This is a genomic window from Geodermatophilus sp. DSM 45219 (genome assembly GCF_900104025.1).
Lineage (GTDB): Bacteria > Actinomycetota > Actinomycetes > Mycobacteriales > Geodermatophilaceae > Geodermatophilus.
This window is the reverse complement of the sequence record NZ_FNIQ01000005.1, coordinates 495914-512112: the sequence shown is the minus strand read 5'-3', so window position 1 is coordinate 512112 and position 16199 is coordinate 495914. Positions and strand designations below refer to the sequence as shown.

12 protein-coding genes are annotated in these 16199 nt (G+C 74.1%); 9 read left to right on the top strand and 3 right to left on the bottom strand.

The genetic code is table 11. The features are described from left to right. The first annotated feature begins 10 nt into the window (after nt 1-10). The 6 genes from nuoK to BLR12_RS18150 all read left to right on the top strand — a co-directional run bounded on the left by nuoK (nt 11) and on the right by BLR12_RS18150 (nt 7778). Nucleotides 11-310, top strand: a complete 300-nt coding sequence (nuoK, locus tag BLR12_RS18175) for an NADH-quinone oxidoreductase subunit NuoK (RefSeq protein WP_091381126.1) — start codon at nt 11-13, stop codon at nt 308-310. Nucleotides 311-327: 17 nt separating this feature from the next. Beyond that, nucleotides 328-2223 carry an NADH-quinone oxidoreductase subunit L gene (nuoL, locus tag BLR12_RS18170; RefSeq protein ID WP_176832575.1) on the top strand — a complete coding sequence of 632 codons (1896 nt, stop codon included), beginning with the start codon at nt 328-330 and terminating at the stop codon, nt 2221-2223. A gap of 31 nt (nt 2224-2254) precedes the next feature. Next, nucleotides 2255-3892, top strand: coding sequence for an NADH-quinone oxidoreductase subunit M (locus BLR12_RS18165; RefSeq protein WP_091381125.1), 1638 nt, complete (start codon nt 2255-2257; stop codon nt 3890-3892). Further along, on the top strand, nt 3892-5439 hold the full coding sequence (nuoN, locus tag BLR12_RS18160; RefSeq protein ID WP_091381124.1) for an NADH-quinone oxidoreductase subunit NuoN: 1548 nt from the start codon (nt 3892-3894) through the stop codon (nt 5437-5439). Before BLR12_RS18165 ends, nuoN begins: the two co-directional genes overlap by 1 nt. Then, nucleotides 5439-6497, top strand: a complete 1059-nt coding sequence (locus tag BLR12_RS18155) for a polyprenyl synthetase family protein (protein ID WP_091381123.1) — start codon at nt 5439-5441, stop codon at nt 6495-6497. The genes nuoN and BLR12_RS18155 overlap by 1 nt, the downstream gene beginning before the upstream one ends. Before the next feature lie 66 nt (nt 6498-6563). Next, nucleotides 6564-7778 carry a PQQ-dependent sugar dehydrogenase gene (locus BLR12_RS18150; protein ID WP_255363603.1) on the top strand — a complete coding sequence of 405 codons (1215 nt, stop codon included), beginning with the start codon at nt 6564-6566 and terminating at the stop codon, nt 7776-7778. 6 nt (nt 7779-7784) lie between these two features. Here the strand turns inward: BLR12_RS18150 and BLR12_RS18145 are convergent, their stop codons facing one another. Beyond that, a complete protein-coding gene (locus tag BLR12_RS18145) occupies nt 7785-8450 on the bottom strand; it encodes a pyridoxamine 5'-phosphate oxidase family protein (RefSeq protein ID WP_091381119.1) in 666 nt (221 codons plus the stop codon). A gap of 92 nt (nt 8451-8542) precedes the next feature. On the opposite strand from BLR12_RS18145, the gene BLR12_RS18140 reads away from it, so the two are divergent. Then, complete coding sequence (locus BLR12_RS18140; protein ID WP_255363602.1) at nt 8543-9982, top strand: aminotransferase-like domain-containing protein; 1440 nt, start codon at nt 8543-8545, stop codon at nt 9980-9982. On the opposite strand, the gene BLR12_RS18135 is transcribed toward BLR12_RS18140, so the two are convergent. Both BLR12_RS18135 and BLR12_RS18130 read right to left on the bottom strand, forming a co-directional pair. Next, on the bottom strand, nt 9972-11063 hold the full coding sequence (locus tag BLR12_RS18135) for a 2-oxoacid:ferredoxin oxidoreductase subunit beta (RefSeq protein WP_091381117.1): 1092 nt from the start codon (nt 11061-11063) through the stop codon (nt 9972-9974). The genes BLR12_RS18140 and BLR12_RS18135 overlap by 11 nt on opposite strands. Then, entirely contained in the window at nt 11060-13030 is a 1971-nt protein-coding gene (locus BLR12_RS18130) for a 2-oxoacid:acceptor oxidoreductase subunit alpha (RefSeq protein ID WP_091381116.1), read from the bottom strand. The genes BLR12_RS18135 and BLR12_RS18130 overlap by 4 nt, the downstream gene beginning before the upstream one ends. A gap of 202 nt (nt 13031-13232) precedes the next feature. Here BLR12_RS18130 and htpX point away from each other — a divergent pair, with 202 nt between their 5' ends. Further along, a complete protein-coding gene (gene htpX / locus BLR12_RS18125) occupies nt 13233-14105 on the top strand; it encodes a zinc metalloprotease HtpX (RefSeq protein ID WP_091381114.1) in 873 nt (290 codons plus the stop codon). 171 nt (nt 14106-14276) lie between these two features. Further along, on the top strand, nt 14277-15794 hold the full coding sequence (locus BLR12_RS18120) for a DUF3352 domain-containing protein (protein ID WP_091381112.1): 1518 nt from the start codon (nt 14277-14279) through the stop codon (nt 15792-15794). Nucleotides 15795-16199 lie beyond the last annotated feature (405 nt).

The following is a 16199-nucleotide window of genomic DNA, read 5'->3' as shown; positions in this document are numbered from 1 at the left end:
AGGAGGGGTCGTGAGTCTGACGCACTACCTGGTGCTCGCCGCGATCCTGTTCACCATCGGCGCGGTCGGCGTGCTGGTCCGGCGCAACGCGATCGTCGTGTTCATGTGCGTCGAGCTGATGCTCAACTCGGTGAACCTGACCCTGGTCACCTTCGCCCGGGCCAGCGGCACCCTCGACGGCCAGGTCATGGCGTTCTTCGTCATGGTCGTCGCCGCCGCCGAGGTCGTCATCGGCCTCGCGATCATCATGTCGATCTACCGGACGCGCCGGTCGGCGTCGGTCGACGACGCCAACCTGCTCAAGTACTGAGGACGGGGAACCGGTAGATGGAGACCGTTCCGGCCGACGGGCTGATCGCCGCGTCCTGGCTGCTCATCGCCCTGCCGCTGGCCGGGGCCGCCGTCCTGCTGCTCGGCGGACGGCGCACCGACCGGTGGGGTCACCTGCTCGGCACCGGCACCGTCGTGACGGCCTTCGTGCTCGGCCTGCTGTGCACCCTCCAGCTCGGCGGCCGGCGGGTGGACGTCGAGCTGTTCACCTTCGTCGCGACCGGCTCGCTGGACGTGCAGGCCGGGCTGCTGTTCGACCCGCTGTCGGCGCTGTTCGTCCTGCTGATCACCGGCGTGGGCGCGCTCATCCACGTCTACTCGATCGGCTACATGGCGCACGACCCGCGCCGCCGCCGGTTCTTCGCCTACCTGAACCTGTTCGTCGCGGCGATGCTGCTGCTGGTCCTCGGCGACAACTTCGTGGCCCTCTACGTCGGCTGGGAGGGCGTGGGCCTGGCGTCCTACCTGCTCATCGCCTTCTGGCACGAGCGCCCGTCGGCGGCGACCGCGGCGAAGAAGGCGTTCATCATGAACCGGGTCGGCGACGTCGGACTGGCGCTGGCGATCTTCCTGATGTTCGCCCAGCTGGGCACCGTGTCCTACGAGGGCGTCTTCGGCTCGGTCGGCCTGCTGGCCGGCGGCACGGTGACCGCGATGGGCCTGCTGCTGCTGCTCGGCGCCTGCGGCAAGTCCGGCCAGTTCCCGCTGCAGGCGTGGCTGCCCGACGCGATGGAGGGCCCGACCCCGGTGTCGGCGCTCATCCACGCCGCGACCATGGTCACCGCCGGGGTCTACCTGATCGCCCGGTGTGCGCCGATCTACGACGCGACGCCGACCGCGCGGGCCGTCGTCCTCGCCGTCGGCGCGATCACGCTGATGATCGGCGCGATCGCCGGCTGCGCCCAGGACGACATCAAGAAGGTGCTGGCCTACTCCACGGTCAGCCAGATCGGCTACATGTTCCTCGCCGTCGGGCTGGGCCCGATCGGCTACGTCGCGGGCCTCGCCCACCTGCTCACCCACGGCTTCTTCAAGGCCGGGCTGTTCCTCGGCGCCGGGTCGGTCATGCACGCCATGGGCGACGAGGTGGACATGCGCCGCTTCGGCGGGCTGGCGCCGCACATGAAGGTCACCTTCGTGACGTTCGGGCTGGGTTACCTGGCGCTGATCGGCTTCCCGTTCCTGTCCGGCTTCTACACGAAGGACGCGATCATCGAGGCCGCGTTCGACCGCGGCGACGGCTGGGGCTACCTGCTCGGCGGGCTGGCGATCCTGGCCGCGGGGCTCACCGCGTTCTACATGACCCGGCTGATGCTCATGACCTTCTTCGGCCGGCCGCGCTGGGAACCCGGCGTCCACCCGCACGAGTCGCCCGCGGTGATGACCGCGCCGATGGTGCTGCTGGCCGTCGGGTCGGTGCTCGCCGGCTTCCTGCTGGTCGTCGCCTTCCCGCTGGAGGGGTGGCTGGCGCCGGTGTTCGGCGAGCCGGAGGCGGCCGAGCACGTGGTCGCGCCGATCGTGGTCAGCGTGCTGGTCACCGTCGTCATGGCGGTCGGGGTGCTCACCGCCTGGCTGTTCGTCGGGCGCCGCGAGGTCCCGGTGACCGCGCCGGTGCGGGTGTCGCCGGTGACCCGGGCCGCCCGCCGCGCGCTGTACGCCGACGCGGTCAACGAGTCGCTGTTCATGCGGCCCGGGCAGTGGCTGACCCGCGCGCTGGTGTGGGTCGACAACCGCGGGGTGGACGGCGCGGTGAACGGGCTGGCCGCGACGCTGGGCGGCTCGTCGTCCCGGCTGGGCCGCACCCAGACCGGCTTCGTCCGCTCCTACGCGCTGTCGATGCTCGGCGGCGCGCTGGTCGTCGCGGGCGCGCTCGTGGCGGTGACGACCGGATGAACGAGTTCTCCACGGACCGAGAGGCGACGTCGTGAGTGACTTCCCCTGGCTGCTCGCGATGATCGCCGTCCCGGCGGTCGGCGCGGCCGGCGTCGCCGCCCTGCCGAAGGGACGCGACGGGACGGCGAAGCAGGCCGCCCTCGGCGTGAGCCTCGTGGTGCTGCTGCTCGCCGTGCTGGCGACCGTCGCCTTCGACACCGGCGGCGAGCGGTTCCAGCTGACGACGTCGGTGCCCTGGATCCCCGACTTCGGCGTCGACTTCGCCCTGGGCGTCGACGGCATCGCGCTGGTGATGCTGCTGCTCATCGGCGTGCTCGTGCCGGTCGTGGTGCTGGCCTCGTGGCGCGACGAGCCCACCGGGCAGCGGTCGATGAAGGCCTACTTCGCCTGGCTGCTGCTGCTCGAGTCGTTCATGGTGGGCGTCTTCGCCGCGACCGACGTCTTCCTGTTCTACGTCTTCTTCGAGGCGATGCTCGTTCCGATGTACTTCCTGATCGGCAGCTTCGGCGGGCCGCGACGGCAGTACGCGGCGGTCAAGTTCTTCCTCTACAGCCTGGTCGGCGGGCTGGTCATGCTGGCCGCCGTCATCGGGCTGTACGTCGTGAGCGCGAACGAGCTGGGGGAGGGGACCTTCGCCTTCGACGCGCTGCGCGGGATCGAGATCGACCCCGGCGTGCAGAAGCTGCTGTTCCTCGGCTTCTTCGTCGCCTTCGCCATCAAGGCGCCGCTGGTGCCGTTCCACACCTGGCTGCCCGACTCCGGGGCCGAGGCGCCGATCGGCGGCGCGGTCCTGCTGGTCGGCGTGCTGGACAAGGTCGGCACGTTCGGCTTCCTGCGCTACTGCCTGCCGCTGTTCCCCGACGCCTCCCGCGACCTGGCGCCGTACGTGCTGGTGCTGGCCGTCGCCGGCGTCCTGTACGCCGCGCTGCTGGCGATGGGGCAGAGCGACATGAAGCGGCTGGTGTCCTACACCTCGATCGCGCACTTCGGCTTCATCGCGCTGGGCATCTTCGCCTTCACGACCGAGGCCACCACCGGCGCGGTGCTCTACATGGTCAACCACGGCATCGCGACCGGGCTGCTGTTCCTGGTCGTCGGCATGCTCATCGCCCGCGGTGGCTCCCGGCAGATCGGCGACTACGGGGGTGTGGCCCGCCAGGCGCCGCTGCTGGCCGGGGTCTTCCTCGTCGCGGGGCTCGCCTCGCTCGCGCTGCCCGGCACCAACAGCTTCGTCAGCGAGTTCCTGGTGCTGATCGGCTCGTTCCCGACCCGGCCGGTGTTCACGGTGCTGGCCACCGTCGGCATCGTGCTGGCCGCCCTCTACGTGCTGCTGGTCTACCAACGCACCATGCACGGACCCCCGCGCGGCGTGCTGCTGGAGACGCCGGCGGAGACGCCCGCGCCGGCCCCCGGCGGTGGGGGAGGGGCCACCGCGGCCACCGCCACGCTCGACGCCCCGGCCGCCGCGCCGGCCCGGCTGCGGGTCGCCGACCTCTCCCCGCGGGAGCTGGCCGTCGCCGCACCGATGGTCGCGCTCATCATCGCGCTCGGGGTCTACCCGCAGCCGCTGATCGAGCTCGTCGAGCCGGCGGTCGCGGCCACGATGAGCGACGTCGGGGCCGACCCGGCCGGCGTCGAGCCCGAGGCTCCCGGTGGGGGGACGGACTGATGATCGAGGCCCCGACCCTCTCCCTGGCAGCTCTCGCGCCGCTGCTGTGCGTCTTCGGCGCCGCGTGCGTCGGCGTCCTCGTCGAGGCCTTCGGCCCGCGCGAGAACCGGCACGCGGTCCAGGTCGCCGTCGCCCTCGCCGGCACCCTCGGCGGGCTGGTCACCAGCCTGCTGCTGGCCGGCGAGCGCCAGATCACCGCCGGCGAGGCGCTCGCCGTCGACGGCCCGGCGGTGTTCCTGCAGGCCACCATCGCCGGCCTGGGCGCGCTGTCGCTGCTGCTGTTCGCCGAGCGCTCGCTGGACCCGGCCCGCTCGGCGTTCGTCGCCGCCGCGGCCGTGCCCGCGGGCAGCCCGCGCGACCGCGAGCTGCTGACCGTCCCGCGGGTGCAGACCGAGGTCTACCCGCTGACCACCTTCGCCATCGGCGGCATGATGCTGTTCGTCGCGGCCAACGACCTGCTGGTCATGTTCGTCGCGCTCGAGGTGCTCAGCCTGCCGCTGTACCTGATCAGCGGGATGGCCCGCCGTCGCCGGCTGCTGTCGCAGGAGGCGGCGGTCAAGTACTTCCTGCTGGGCGCGTTCGCCTCGGCGTTCTTCCTCTACGGCCTGGCACTGGTCTACGGCGCCACCGGCAGCATCCGGTTGTCGGTCATCCGGGAGGCGGCCGCCGCGGAGACCGGCGGTGGCCTGCTGCTCGTGCTGGGCCTGGCCCTGCTCATCGTCGGGCTGATGTTCAAGGCCAGCGTGGCGCCCTTCCACGCCTGGACGCCGGACGTCTACCAGGGCGCCCCGACGCCGGTCACCGCCTTCATGGCCGCCTGCACCAAGGTCGCCGCGTTCGGGGCCATCCTGCGGCTGCTCTACGTCGCCTTCGGCACCTCCGAGTGGACCTGGCGGCCGCTGCTCTACGGCATCGCGATCGTCTCGATGGTCGTCGGCGCGGTCCTCGGGCTCACCCAGACCGACCTCAAGCGGATGCTCGCCTACTCCTCGATCGCCCACGCGGGCTTCCTGCTCACCGGCGTCCTGGGCTACGGCAGCGGCCCCGACGGCACCGGCTCGGGCCTGGGCGCCACGATGTTCTACCTGCTGGCCTACGGCCTGGCCACGATCGGCGTCTTCGCGGTGCTCACGCTGGTGCGCGACGGCGACGGCGAGGCCACCCACCTGTCGAAGTGGGCGGGGCTGGGCCGCCGCTCGCCGCTGACCGCGGCGGCGATGGCGCTGTTCCTGCTGGCGCTGGCCGGGATCCCGCTCACCAGCGGCTTCACCGGCAAGTTCGCCGTCTTCCGGGCGGCGATCGACGACGGCGCCTGGCCGCTGGTGGTCGTGGCGCTGCTCGCCAGTGCCGTGGCGGCGTTCTTCTACCTGCGGGTCATCGTGCTCATGTACTTCTCCGAGCCGGCGGCGGACGGGCCGACGGTCGGCGTCCCCGGCCTGCCGACGACGCTGGTGCTCGCCGTGACCGTCACCGCGACCGTGGTCCTCGGGGTCCTGCCCGGGGCGGTGCTCGATCTCGCCGAGCAGGCGGCTAGATTCGTCGGCTGATGACCGGAGCCAGCGCCGCCGTCGGCGGGGAGACCCCGACCGACTCCTGGCAGCGGATCTCGACCCCCGCCTCGACGATCGGCCCCTGGCTGCCCGAGGGCGACCTCGGCGCCCGGCTGGCCGAGGGCCTGGCGCGGGTGGAGGAGGCGCTGCTCACCGCCGTCGGCAGCGAGCACGCCTTCGTCAGCGAGGCGGCCGGGCACCTGGTCCTCGCCGGCGGCAAGCGGTTCCGCCCGCTGCTGGCCCTGCTGGCCGCCGAGCTCGGCGACCCGCGGGCGCGGGGCGTCACCGAGGCAGCGGTGGTCTGCGAGCTCACCCACCTGGCCACGCTGTACCACGACGACGTCATGGACGAGGCCGCCGTGCGCCGCGGGGCGCCGAGTGCGAACAGCCGCTGGTCCAACAGCATCGCCATCCTCACCGGCGACTTCCTCTTCGCCCGGGCCTCGGACCTGCTGGCCGACCTGGGCCCGGAGGCGGTGCGCATCCAGGCGCAGACCTTCGAGCGGCTGGTCACCGGGCAGATCCGGGAGACCGTCGGGGTCCGGTCCGGGGACGACCCGGTGGCCCACTACCTCGACGTGCTGGCCGACAAGACCGGTTCCCTGGTGGCCACCTCGGCCCGGTTCGGCGCCTCGTTCGCCGGTGTCGACGGTGAGCTCGTGACCGCGCTGACCGCCTTCGGCGAGGAGGTCGGGGTCGCCTTCCAGCTCTCCGACGACCTGCTCGACATCGTCAGCCGGGACGGCGCCTCGGGGAAGTCGCCGGGCACCGACCTGCGGGAGGGCATCGCCACGCTGCCGGCGCTCATCGCACTCGCCGGCGACGACCCGGCCGAGCAACGGCTGCGCGAGCTGGTGTCCGGGCCGATCACCGACGACGGCGAGCACGCCGAGGCCCTGGAGCTGCTGCGCGCGTCGGCGGCCCTGCAGCGGGCCACGGAGGTGCTGCGCGAGTACGCCGACCGGGCGCAGGCGCGGCTGTCCGTCGTCCCCGAGGGGCCGGTCCGCGAGGCGCTCTCGGCCCTGTGCGACTACGTGGTCACGCGCACCAGCTGAGGAAGGACCCCCATGCCCCGACCGCTCGTCGGCCCCGTCCCGGGTCCCGCCCCGAGCGTGCGAAGGGTGGGGAGGACGGGGTCCTTCTGCTGCATGGGGGCCGTCCTGCTGCTGTCCGCGTGCTCGGCGACGGCCGGCGAGGAACCCGGGGCGGCCCGGGTGCCCGCGCCGGCCACGACGCCGTCCCCGTCCCCGGCCGCACCGTCGACGCCCGCACCGGACCCCGCGCTGGACGTCGCCGTCGTCGCCGAGGGGCTGGACCACCCCTGGGACGTCGCGCAGGCCCCCGACGGGACGCTGCTGCTCGGCGAGCGGGCCGGCGGCTTCACCGCGGTGCTGCCCGACGGGACGGTCCAGGAGCTCCGAGCGGACCTCGGCGACCTGTTCGCCACCGGGGAGACCGGGCAGATGGGCCTGGTGCTCGACCCGGGGTTCGCCCAGAACCGCCGCCTCTACAGCTGCCAGGGCGTCGTGGAGGACGGCGGCGCGGAGATCCAGGTCATCGCCTGGACGGTCGACGCGGGCTGGACGACGGCGACCCGGGTGGCGGACCCGCTGGTCGGCGACCTCCCCGCCAACGAGCGCATCGGCCGGCACGGCGGCTGCCGGCTGCGGTTCGACCCGGCCGGTGCGCTGCTGGTGGGCACCGGCGACACCGCCGACCCGGACGCCGCGCAGGACCCGGGCACGCTGGGCGGCAAGGTGCTGCGGGTGGACCCGGCCACCGGCGAGGCGGCCGGGGGCAACCCGTTCCTGGGCCGGGCGGACGCCGACCCGCGGGTGTGGACCTACGGGCACCGCAACGTGCAGGGGCTGGCCGTGCGGCCGGGCTCGGGGCAGGTGTACGCCGCCGAGCACGGCCCCCGCCGGGACGACGAGGTGACCCTGCTGCGCGCCGGCGGCAACGGCGGGTTCGCGCCGACCGGCCCCGGCTACGGCGAGTTCGTGCCGATGACCGACCTCTCGCTGCCCGACGTCCTGCCGGCGACCTGGGCGTCCGGCGAGCCCACGATCGCCTCCTCGGGCGCGACCTTCCTCGCCGGCGAGCAGTGGCAGGGCTACGAGGGTCTGCTGCTGCTCGGCGTCCTCAAGGACCGCGGCGTCCTGGCGCTGCGCGTGGCCGACGACGGGACGCTCATCGAGCAGTTCAGGCTGCCGGAGCTGGAGGGCACCTACGGCCGGATCCGCACGGTGCAGCAGGGTGCGGACGGCGCCCTCTACGTCACCACCGACAACGGCGGTGGCGACGACGTGCTGCTGCGGGTGACCCCGCGCGCCTGACCCGGGTCACACTCCCCGGTACCGGTCCCGGATCCGGGCCGGCCCCGGCACCCCGGCCGGCAGGAGCGGGCACGGCTCGGGCTCCCCGGCGACGGTGCGCAGCGGCAGCACGCCCGCCCACACCGGTGCGGCCAGGTCGCGCTCCTCGTCGCCGGGCGGGCCGGTCCGCACCTTGAGGCTGGCCTCGGTCAGGTCGAGGGCGAGCAGCGCGGTGGCGGCCAGCTCCCGGCGGTCGGGCTGCCGGGTGGCGGTCCAGGAGCCGGGCGCCAGCTGCTCGGTGAGCGCCTCCAGGCCCAGCAGGCGCTCGTCCGGGTCGGTCACCGGGCGCGCGATGCCGTGGACGACGGCGCAGCGGTAGTTCATCGAGTGGTGGAAGGCCGAGCGGGCGTAGACCACGCCGTCGAGGTGGGTCACCGTGAAGCAGACCGGCGCGCCCGCGGCCGCGGCCCGCAGCGTCGCCGCACCGGTGGAGCCGTGCAGGTAGAGGGTCTCGCCCCGCCGCCCGTAGCCGGTGGGCAGCACGACCGGCGCGCCGTCCAGCACGATGCCCAGGTGCCCCACCAGGCCGGCATCGAGGACGGCGTGCAGCTCGGCACGGTCGGTCCGGGCCCGCGTGGCGCCACGGCGGACGGTGCTGCGGGCGGTGGGGGAGAGCGGTGGGGCGGTGTCCATGGGCCCACCGTGCCCGGTGCGGTGGCCTCCCCCAAGGGCCAATACCCTGACCTTCCAGCAGGCCACTGACCGGTGGCCGGAGGAGGTGCGGGGTGGCCGACGTCCCTCCGGTGGTGCTCGCCCGCGGATCGGGGACTCCGCTGTCGGTGCAGCTGGCCGACGCGCTGCGGGCGGCCGCGGTGGGCGGCACGCTGCGCTCGGGCGACCGGCTGCCCTCCACCCGGGAGCTGGCGGTCGCGCTCCGGGTCAGCCGCACCGTCACCGCCGCCGCCTACGACCAGCTGCTGGCCGAGGGGTGGGCGGATGGGCGCCGCGGCGTCGGCACGTTCGTCGTCGGGGCGCAGACCGGGGGCCCGGCCCGGACCCCGGCGCGCCCGGCGGCTCCCCGGGCGGCCGCGGCGCCGATCGTGCTGCGCGCCGGCGCGCCCTGCCTGGAGGTCCTGGACCGCGTCGCCTGGCGGCGGGCGTGGCGCGCCGCGGGAGACCCCGCCCCCGACGCGGGCCCGGAGCCGGCCGCCGACCCGGGCTTCCAGCGCGCCGTCACGGAGCACCTGCTCCGGCACCGTGGCCTGGCTGCCGCGCCCGAGGACGTGCTGGCCACCGCCGGGACCTCGGCGGCCGTCGCTGAGGTGGCCCGGCTGCTGCCGCCCGGCAGCCGGGTCGGGGTCGAGGACCCGGGCTACCAGCGGGTGGTGGGCGCACTCCGGGACGCCGGGGTCACCGTGGTGCCGCTGCCGGTGGACCACGACGGCCTGGTCGTCGACGCGGTCCCCGGGGGGCTCGCGGCGGTCTACTGCACGCCGGCGCACCAGTACCCCCTCGGCCGCCGGCTGTCCGCGGCCCGCAGGCTCGGCCTGGTCGCCCGAGCCCGCGCCGAGGGCTGGTGGGTGCTGGAGGACGACTACGACGGCGAGCTGCGGTACGACGTCGCCCCCCTGCCCCTGCTGGGCGCCCTCGGGCCGGACGTCGCGGTGCACCTGGGCACGAGCAGCAAGATCGTCAGTCCCACGCTCGGCGTGGGTTGGCTGGTGGCCCCGCCGGAGCTGCGCGCCGCGCTGGTCGCCCGGCGGACGGCGACCGGCACCCGGCCCGCGCGGGCCGGACAGCGGGTGTTCGCCGCCCTGGCCGGCAGCGGTGACCTCGCCCGGCACCTGCGCCGGCTCCGGCGCGAGCTCGTCGTCCGGCGCGGGCAGGTGCTGGCGGCGGTGGCAGCGGGCGGGGCGCAGGCCGAGGGGGACCCGGCCGGCGCCCACGTGCTCGTGCCGCTGCCGGACCGGGGGGCCGAGGAGGCGGTCATCGCCACCGCGGCTGCGGACGGCGTCGCCGTGGACGGACTGGGGCGGCACTGGACGGGACCGGGACCGCACGCAGCCGGACTGGTCGTGGGGTTCGCCGCACCGACCCGCGCCGACCTGGGCCGCGCACTGCCGGTGCTGACCGGGGCGCTCCGCGACGTGCTGGGCCGAGACGACGACCGGCCCGCCTCCCCGGTGGGGAGACGGGCCGGTCAGGGGGCCTCCGTCAGGCGCTGACGGTCCAGGTGTCGCCGCCGGTGAGCAGCGCGTCCAGGTCCGCGGGCGAGGAGGTGCGGGCCTCCTCGACCTGGTCGGCCATCATCCGGTCGTAGGTGGGCTTCGGCACCGACCGGAAGACGCCCATCGGGGTGTAGCGGAGGTCCTGGCTGGACAGCCGGGACAGCGCGAAGGCGTACGACGGGTCCTCGCGGGTGGCGTCGTGGACGACGATCTCGCTCGAGTCGACCTGGCTGGTCTCGGCGATCCGCAGGCCGCCGAACTCGCCGCGGACCACGCACGACCCGCCGTCCGCGCCGAACACGAGCGGCTTGCCGTGCTCCAGCGGGATCGACCACTGCACGCCGGTGGTCGGGTCCTTGAGCAGGTCGAACGCACCGTCGTTGAAGATGTTGCAGTTCTGGTAGATCTCGACCAGCGCGGTGCCCTGGTGCTCGGCGGCCTGCCGCAGCACCGCGGTGAGGCCCTTGCGGTCGGAGTCCATGGCCCGCCCGACGAAGGTGGCGTCCGCGCCGAGGGCCAGCGACACCGGGTTGAACGGGTGGTCCAGCGAGCCCATCGGGGTGGACTTGGTGACCTTGCCGACCTCGCTGGTGGGCGAGTACTGGCCCTTGGTGAGCCCGTAGATCCGGTTGTTGAACAGCAGGATCTTCAGGTTCACGTTGCGGCGCAGCGTGTGGATCAGGTGGTTGCCGCCGATGGACAGCGCGTCGCCGTCCCCGGTGACGACCCACACCGACAGGTCCGGACGTGAGGCGGCCAGCCCGGTCGCGATCGCCGGCGCGCGGCCGTGGATCGAGTGCATCCCGTAGGTGTTCATGTAGTACGGGAAGCGCGAGGAGCAGCCGATGCCCGAGACGATGACCATGTCCTCGCGGGCGATGCCGAGGCTGGGCAGGAAGCTCTGGACCGCGTTGAGGATGACGTAGTCACCGCACCCGGGGCACCAGCGCACCTCCTGGTCGGTCTTGAGGTCCTTGGCCTTGAGCGTGGTCTGCTTCTCGCCCTGGCTCTCGAGGGAGCGGGCGATGGCGTCGGCGATCGGGCCCTCGGCGGGCATGCCGAGTTCGACGGTGGTCATTCCGCGCCTCCGGCGGGGTCGGCGGCGAGCGGTGCGCCGCTGGTGGAGTCGATGACGTCCTGCACGACCGCGGCGAGCTCGGCGGCCCGGAAGGGCAGCCCGCGCACCTGGGTGTGGCTCTCGACGTCGACGAGGTACTTGGCGCGCAGCAGCATCGACAGCTGCCCGAGGTTCATCTCCGGGCAAATCACCCGGTCGTAGCGGCGCAGCACCTCGCCGAGGTCGGCCGGGAACGGGTTGAGGTGCCGCAGGTGGATCTGGGCGACCGACCGGCCGGATCGGCGGATCCGCCGGCAGGCGGCGCCGATCGGCCCGTAGGTCGAGCCCCACCCGATGACGGCCACGCTGGCCGTCTCACCATCGGGGCCTGCCGGGTCGTCGACGTCGGTGGGGCCGATGCTCGCGGCGATGCCGTCGACCTTGGCCTGGCGCAGCCGGGTCATCAGGTCGTGGTTGGCCGGGTCGTAGGAGATGTTGCCCGTCTTGTCGGCCTTCTCCAGCCCGCCGATGCGGTGCTGCATCCCCGACGTGCCGGGGATGGCCCACGGGCGGGCCAGCGTCTCCGGGTCGCGCAGGTAGGGCTGGAACTCCGGCGTCCCGTCGGGGGTGGTGGCGTTGGGCTCGGTGGCGAACTCGACGCGCAGGTCCGGCAGCTCGTCGACCCCGGGGATCTGCCACGGTTCGGCGCCGTTGGCGAGGTAGCCGTCGGAGAGCAGCATGACCGGGGTGCGGTAGGTCAGCGCGATCCGCGCGGCCTCGATCGCGGCGTCGAAGCAGTCGGCGGGGGAGCGCGGCGCGATCACCGGCACGGGGGCCTCGCCGTTGCGGCCGAACATCGCCTGCAGCAGGTCCGACTGCTCGGTCTTGGTGGGCAGCCCGGTGGAGGGACCGCCGCGCTGCACGTCGACGACGACCAGCGGGAGCTCGGTCATGACCGCCAGGCCCAGCGCCTCGGACTTCAGCGAGACGCCCGGCCCGGACGTCGTCGTGACGCCCAGGGCGCCGCCGAAGGAGGCGCCGATCGCCGAGGCGATGCCGGCGATCTCGTCCTCGGCCTGGAAGGTGCGGACGCCGAAGGACTTGTGCCGGGACAGCTCGTGCAGGATGTCCGACGCCGGGGTGATCGGGTAGGCGCCGAGGAACACCGGCAGGCCCGAGCGCTGCCCGGCCGCGACGATGCCCAGGGCCAGCGCCTGGTTGCCGGAGATGTTGCGGTACCGGCCCGGCGCCATCGGCGCGGGCTTGATCTCGTAGGAGACCGCGAAGGCCTCCGTCGTCTCGCCGTAGTTGTAGCCGGCGCGGAACGCGGCGATGTTGGCCGCGGCGATCTCCGGCTTGCGGCGGAACTGGCGCTCGAGGAAGCGGACCGTGCCCTCGGTGGGCCGGTGGTACATCCAGCTCAGCAAGCCGAGGGTGAACATGTTCTTCGAGCGCTCGGCCTCCTTCTTGCCGAGCCCGGAGTCGGCGAGCGCCTCGAGGGTCATGGTCGTCAGCGGCACGCTGACCAGCTGCCAGCCGTCGAGGGAGCCGTCCTCGAGCGGGTTGGTGGCATAGGCGACCTTGGCCAGGTTGCGCGGGGTGAACTCGTCGGCGTCGACGATCAGCAGCCCGCCGCCCGGCAGGTCGGAGAGGTTGGCCTTCAGCGCGGCGGGGTTCATCGCGACCAGCACGTCCGGGGCGTCGCCCGGGGTCATGATGTCGTGGTCGGCGAAGTGCAGCTGGAAGGAGCTGACGCCCGGCAGGGTGCCCGTCGGCGCCCGGATCTCCGCGGGGAAGTTGGGCAGCGTCGAGAGGTCGTTGCCGAAGGACGCCGTCTCGCTGGTGAACCGGTTCCCGGTGAGCTGCATGCCGTCGCCGGAGTCACCGGCGAGCCGGATGACGACGCGGTCGAGCTCGACGACGCTCTTGACGAAGGGCGTCGAGCCCCCCGCCGTGCTGGCGACGACGGACGGGTCTGTCGTGGTCATCAGTGGTGCACCTCCACCGGCCGAGGTTACGTGCCCGTCACATCGCGCGGACCTGTGACGCGGGCGACAGTCGGGACGGCCGGGGACCCCGGCACCTGGGAGCAGCAACCCGGACGGGTCCGACCCCATTCCGTGAGCGCCGTCGCACCCGGGCGGGGGAGATCCCGGGGAACGGCCTCCCGGGGCGCCGCGTTGGTCGGGCGTGCAGCGCTGGAGCAACGGACTGAAGACCGCGGTGCTCCTGGGCCTGATGGGCGGGATCATCGTCGTGATCGGCGGGGCGGTCGGCGGCCGGGGCGGCCTGCTCATCGCCCTGGTCATCGCCCTCGCGGTCAACGGCTACGCCTACGTCAACTCCGACAAGCTGGCCCTGCGGGCGATGCGGGCCTTCCCGGTCACCGAGACGCAGGCGCCCCAGCTCTACGCGATGGTGCGCGACCTGGCCACCGAGGCGCGGCAGCCGATGCCGCGGCTGTACGTCAGCCCCACCGACCAGCCCAACGCCTTCGCCACCGGCCGCAACCCGCGCAACGCCGCGGTCTGCGTCACCCAGGGGATCCTCGAGCTGCTGGACCGCCGGGAGCTGCGCGGCGTCCTCGCCCACGAGCTCTCGCACGTCTACAACCGCGACATCCTCATCAGCTCCGTCGCCGGCGCCATGGCCACGGTGATCACCTACCTGGCGCACATGGCGATGTTCGCGTCGCTGTTCGGCGGCCGGTCGGACGACGACCGCGGCGGCGGCAACGCCCTCGGCGGCCTGCTGCTGGTCTTCCTGGGCCCGCTGGCCGCCGGGCTGGTGCAGATGGCGGTCAGCCGCAGCCGCGAGTACCAGGCCGACGCCTCCGGTGCCGTGCTGTCGCAGGACCCGCTCGCGCTGGCCTCCGCGCTGCGCAAGATCGCCTCCGGTGCAGCCGCCCGGCCGCTGCCGCAGGAGGACCGGCTGGTGACCCAGAGCCACCTCATGATCGCCAACCCGTTCCGCGGGGCGGGGCTGGCCTCGATGTTCACCACCCACCCGCCGATGCCCGAGCGCATCGCCCGGCTGGAGCAGATGGCCCGGGAGCGTGAGTGAGGGGCCGGTGATCCACGGCTCGGCCGCCACTTCCGGCCACGCCCGGTCTCGGTCGTACTACAACCGCGCTCCTTGCACGATCACCGGGCCATCGGCTGGGCTGCACCCCACCGGCGTCGCGGCCGACCACTGCAGGGACGACTGCGTACCCGAGCCCGTGGAGACCTCACCGTGACCCAGCCCCCGCACCCCGGCCCGCCCCCGCCCTCCGACTCCGGTCGGTCGGGCGCCGACGAGATCCACGACGGGCTGCCGCCCGCCCCGCCGGAGCCGGCCGAGGGCCCGCGCCGCGCCCGCCGGGCACTCCTGCTCACCGGCGCCGCCACCGGCGCCCTCGTGCTCGGGGGCACCGGCTACGCCGTCGCCTCGTTCCTCTCCGGCGGCGGCCCTCAGCCGGAGGAGGTGCTCCCTGCCGACACCCTCGCCCTGGCCAAGCTCGACCTGGACCCCGCGGCCGGCCAGAAGGCCGCGGTGGCCTCCCTCCTGGGCAGGTTCCCGGACCTGCAGACTGGTGGGGACGACGGCGACCTGAGGAGCACGGTCGTCACGCCGCTGCTCGAGGGCAACCCCTGGGGTCTCTCCTACGACAGCGACGTCGAGCCGTGGCTGGGCGACCGGATGGCCGTGGCCGCGGTCCCCGACCCCGGCTCCGAGTCCGGGGTCGCTCCCGTCGTCGTCCTGGCGGTGACCGACCAGGAGGCGATGGCCGACCGGCTCGGCGCGGTGGACGGCACCGGGTTCGCCTACGCCGTCCGCGAGGACTACGTCCTCATCAGCGAGACCCAGGAGACCGTCGACCGCCTGGCCGCCGCGGAGTCCACCCTTGCCGAGGACGAGGAGTACAGCGGTGACCTGGCGGCGCTCGACGGCGACCAGGTCGCCGTCGCGTGGGCCGACCTCGCCGGGCTGCAGGACGTCCTCGGCGAGACCATGGCGACGGCCGGCGCCGGCTTCGGCGGGCAGCCGCTCACCGGTCGCATGGTCCTCGGCGTGCACGCCGAGTCCGATGCGCTCGAGGTGGAGGGCCTGACCCGCGGCGCCACGGCACCCGCCGGGCCCGTGGCCGCCACCGAGCCCACCCGGCTCGTGCTGGACCTGCCCGAGGACACCGTCGCCGCGCTGTCGATCAGCGGGCTCGGGGACGCCGCCGCGGAGGCCTGGACCTCCACCGAGGGCGCCGGGGTGCCGCCGGAGATCCAGGAGCAGCTCACCGCCCTGGGGCTCGACCTGCCCGACGACCTGCGCGCCGTCCTGGGCAGCGACGTCGCCCTGGCGGTCCTCGGGGACCTGACGGCTCCCCAGTTCGGCGTCCGAGCCGTCACCGGCGACCCGCAGCGGGCCGTCCAGGTCCTCGGCGAGGTGCTCGGGAGCCCCGACATCGGCCTGCCGGTGTCCGCCACGCCCCTGGAGGACGGCTACGTCCTGTCCACCGACCAGGCGGTGGCCGACGCGCTCGCGGAGGACGGCGGGCTCGGCGACACCGAGGCCTTCCGGGACGCCGTCGCGGACCCGGGGTCCGCCGGGGTCATCGGCTTCGTCGACCTCGGCGCGCTGGTCGACCAGGTCGGCGAGCAGGGGGGCGACGCCGGCGCGGAGGCGGCGAGGTTCGCCGCGCTGGACGCGCTCGGCTTCAGCGCCACCGCCACGGACGACGGCGGCCGCTTCGTCCTGCGGGTCACCACCCGGTGACCCAGCGGCGAGGGCGGGCAGGCGGGACCCCGCCTGCCCGCCCTCGCCGCCGGCCCGGTGGCCGCTGGGTCAGCGGTAGTTGTCGAACTGATCCGCGGCCTCTGGCTGTCTCCGGTGATCGTTGATACACGGCTCTGAGCTGCATGTTTGTCGTTGGGTGCTGCGAGCCAACGACGGTCGAGGTTGGTCGATCTGCGGACTTTCTGCGGACTGTGTGCGGACTGTGTGCGGACTGAGATGGCCTGATCCACGGTCGTATCTGAGCCGTCCTGGAGGGCGTCGAGACCGCTCCACGGCCGGCCGAGGGTGCCGGCTGCAGCGGGCCGCCGGAAGGGCGCTGCGCGTTCCTTCGGGATGGGCCTTCGGCCCACCATTCCCTCGACCCCCTGCAGCCGGCTGGAGGGT

Coding starts and splice junctions, on each gene's coding strand:
- nuoL (WP_176832575.1), top strand. CDS start 328: ATGGAGACCGTTCCGGCCGACGGGCTGATCGCCGCGTCCTGGCTGCTC.
- nuoN (WP_091381124.1), top strand. CDS start 3,892: ATGATCGAGGCCCCGACCCTCTCCCTGGCAGCTCTCGCGCCGCTGCTG.
- BLR12_RS18155 (WP_091381123.1), top strand. CDS start 5,439: ATGACCGGAGCCAGCGCCGCCGTCGGCGGGGAGACCCCGACCGACTCC.
- BLR12_RS18145 (WP_091381119.1), bottom strand. CDS start 8,450: ATGGACACCGCCCCACCGCTCTCCCCCACCGCCCGCAGCACCGTCCGC.
- BLR12_RS18135 (WP_091381117.1), bottom strand. CDS start 11,063: ATGACCACCGTCGAACTCGGCATGCCCGCCGAGGGCCCGATCGCCGAC.
- BLR12_RS18130 (WP_091381116.1), bottom strand. CDS start 13,030: ATGACCACGACAGACCCGTCCGTCGTCGCCAGCACGGCGGGGGGCTCG.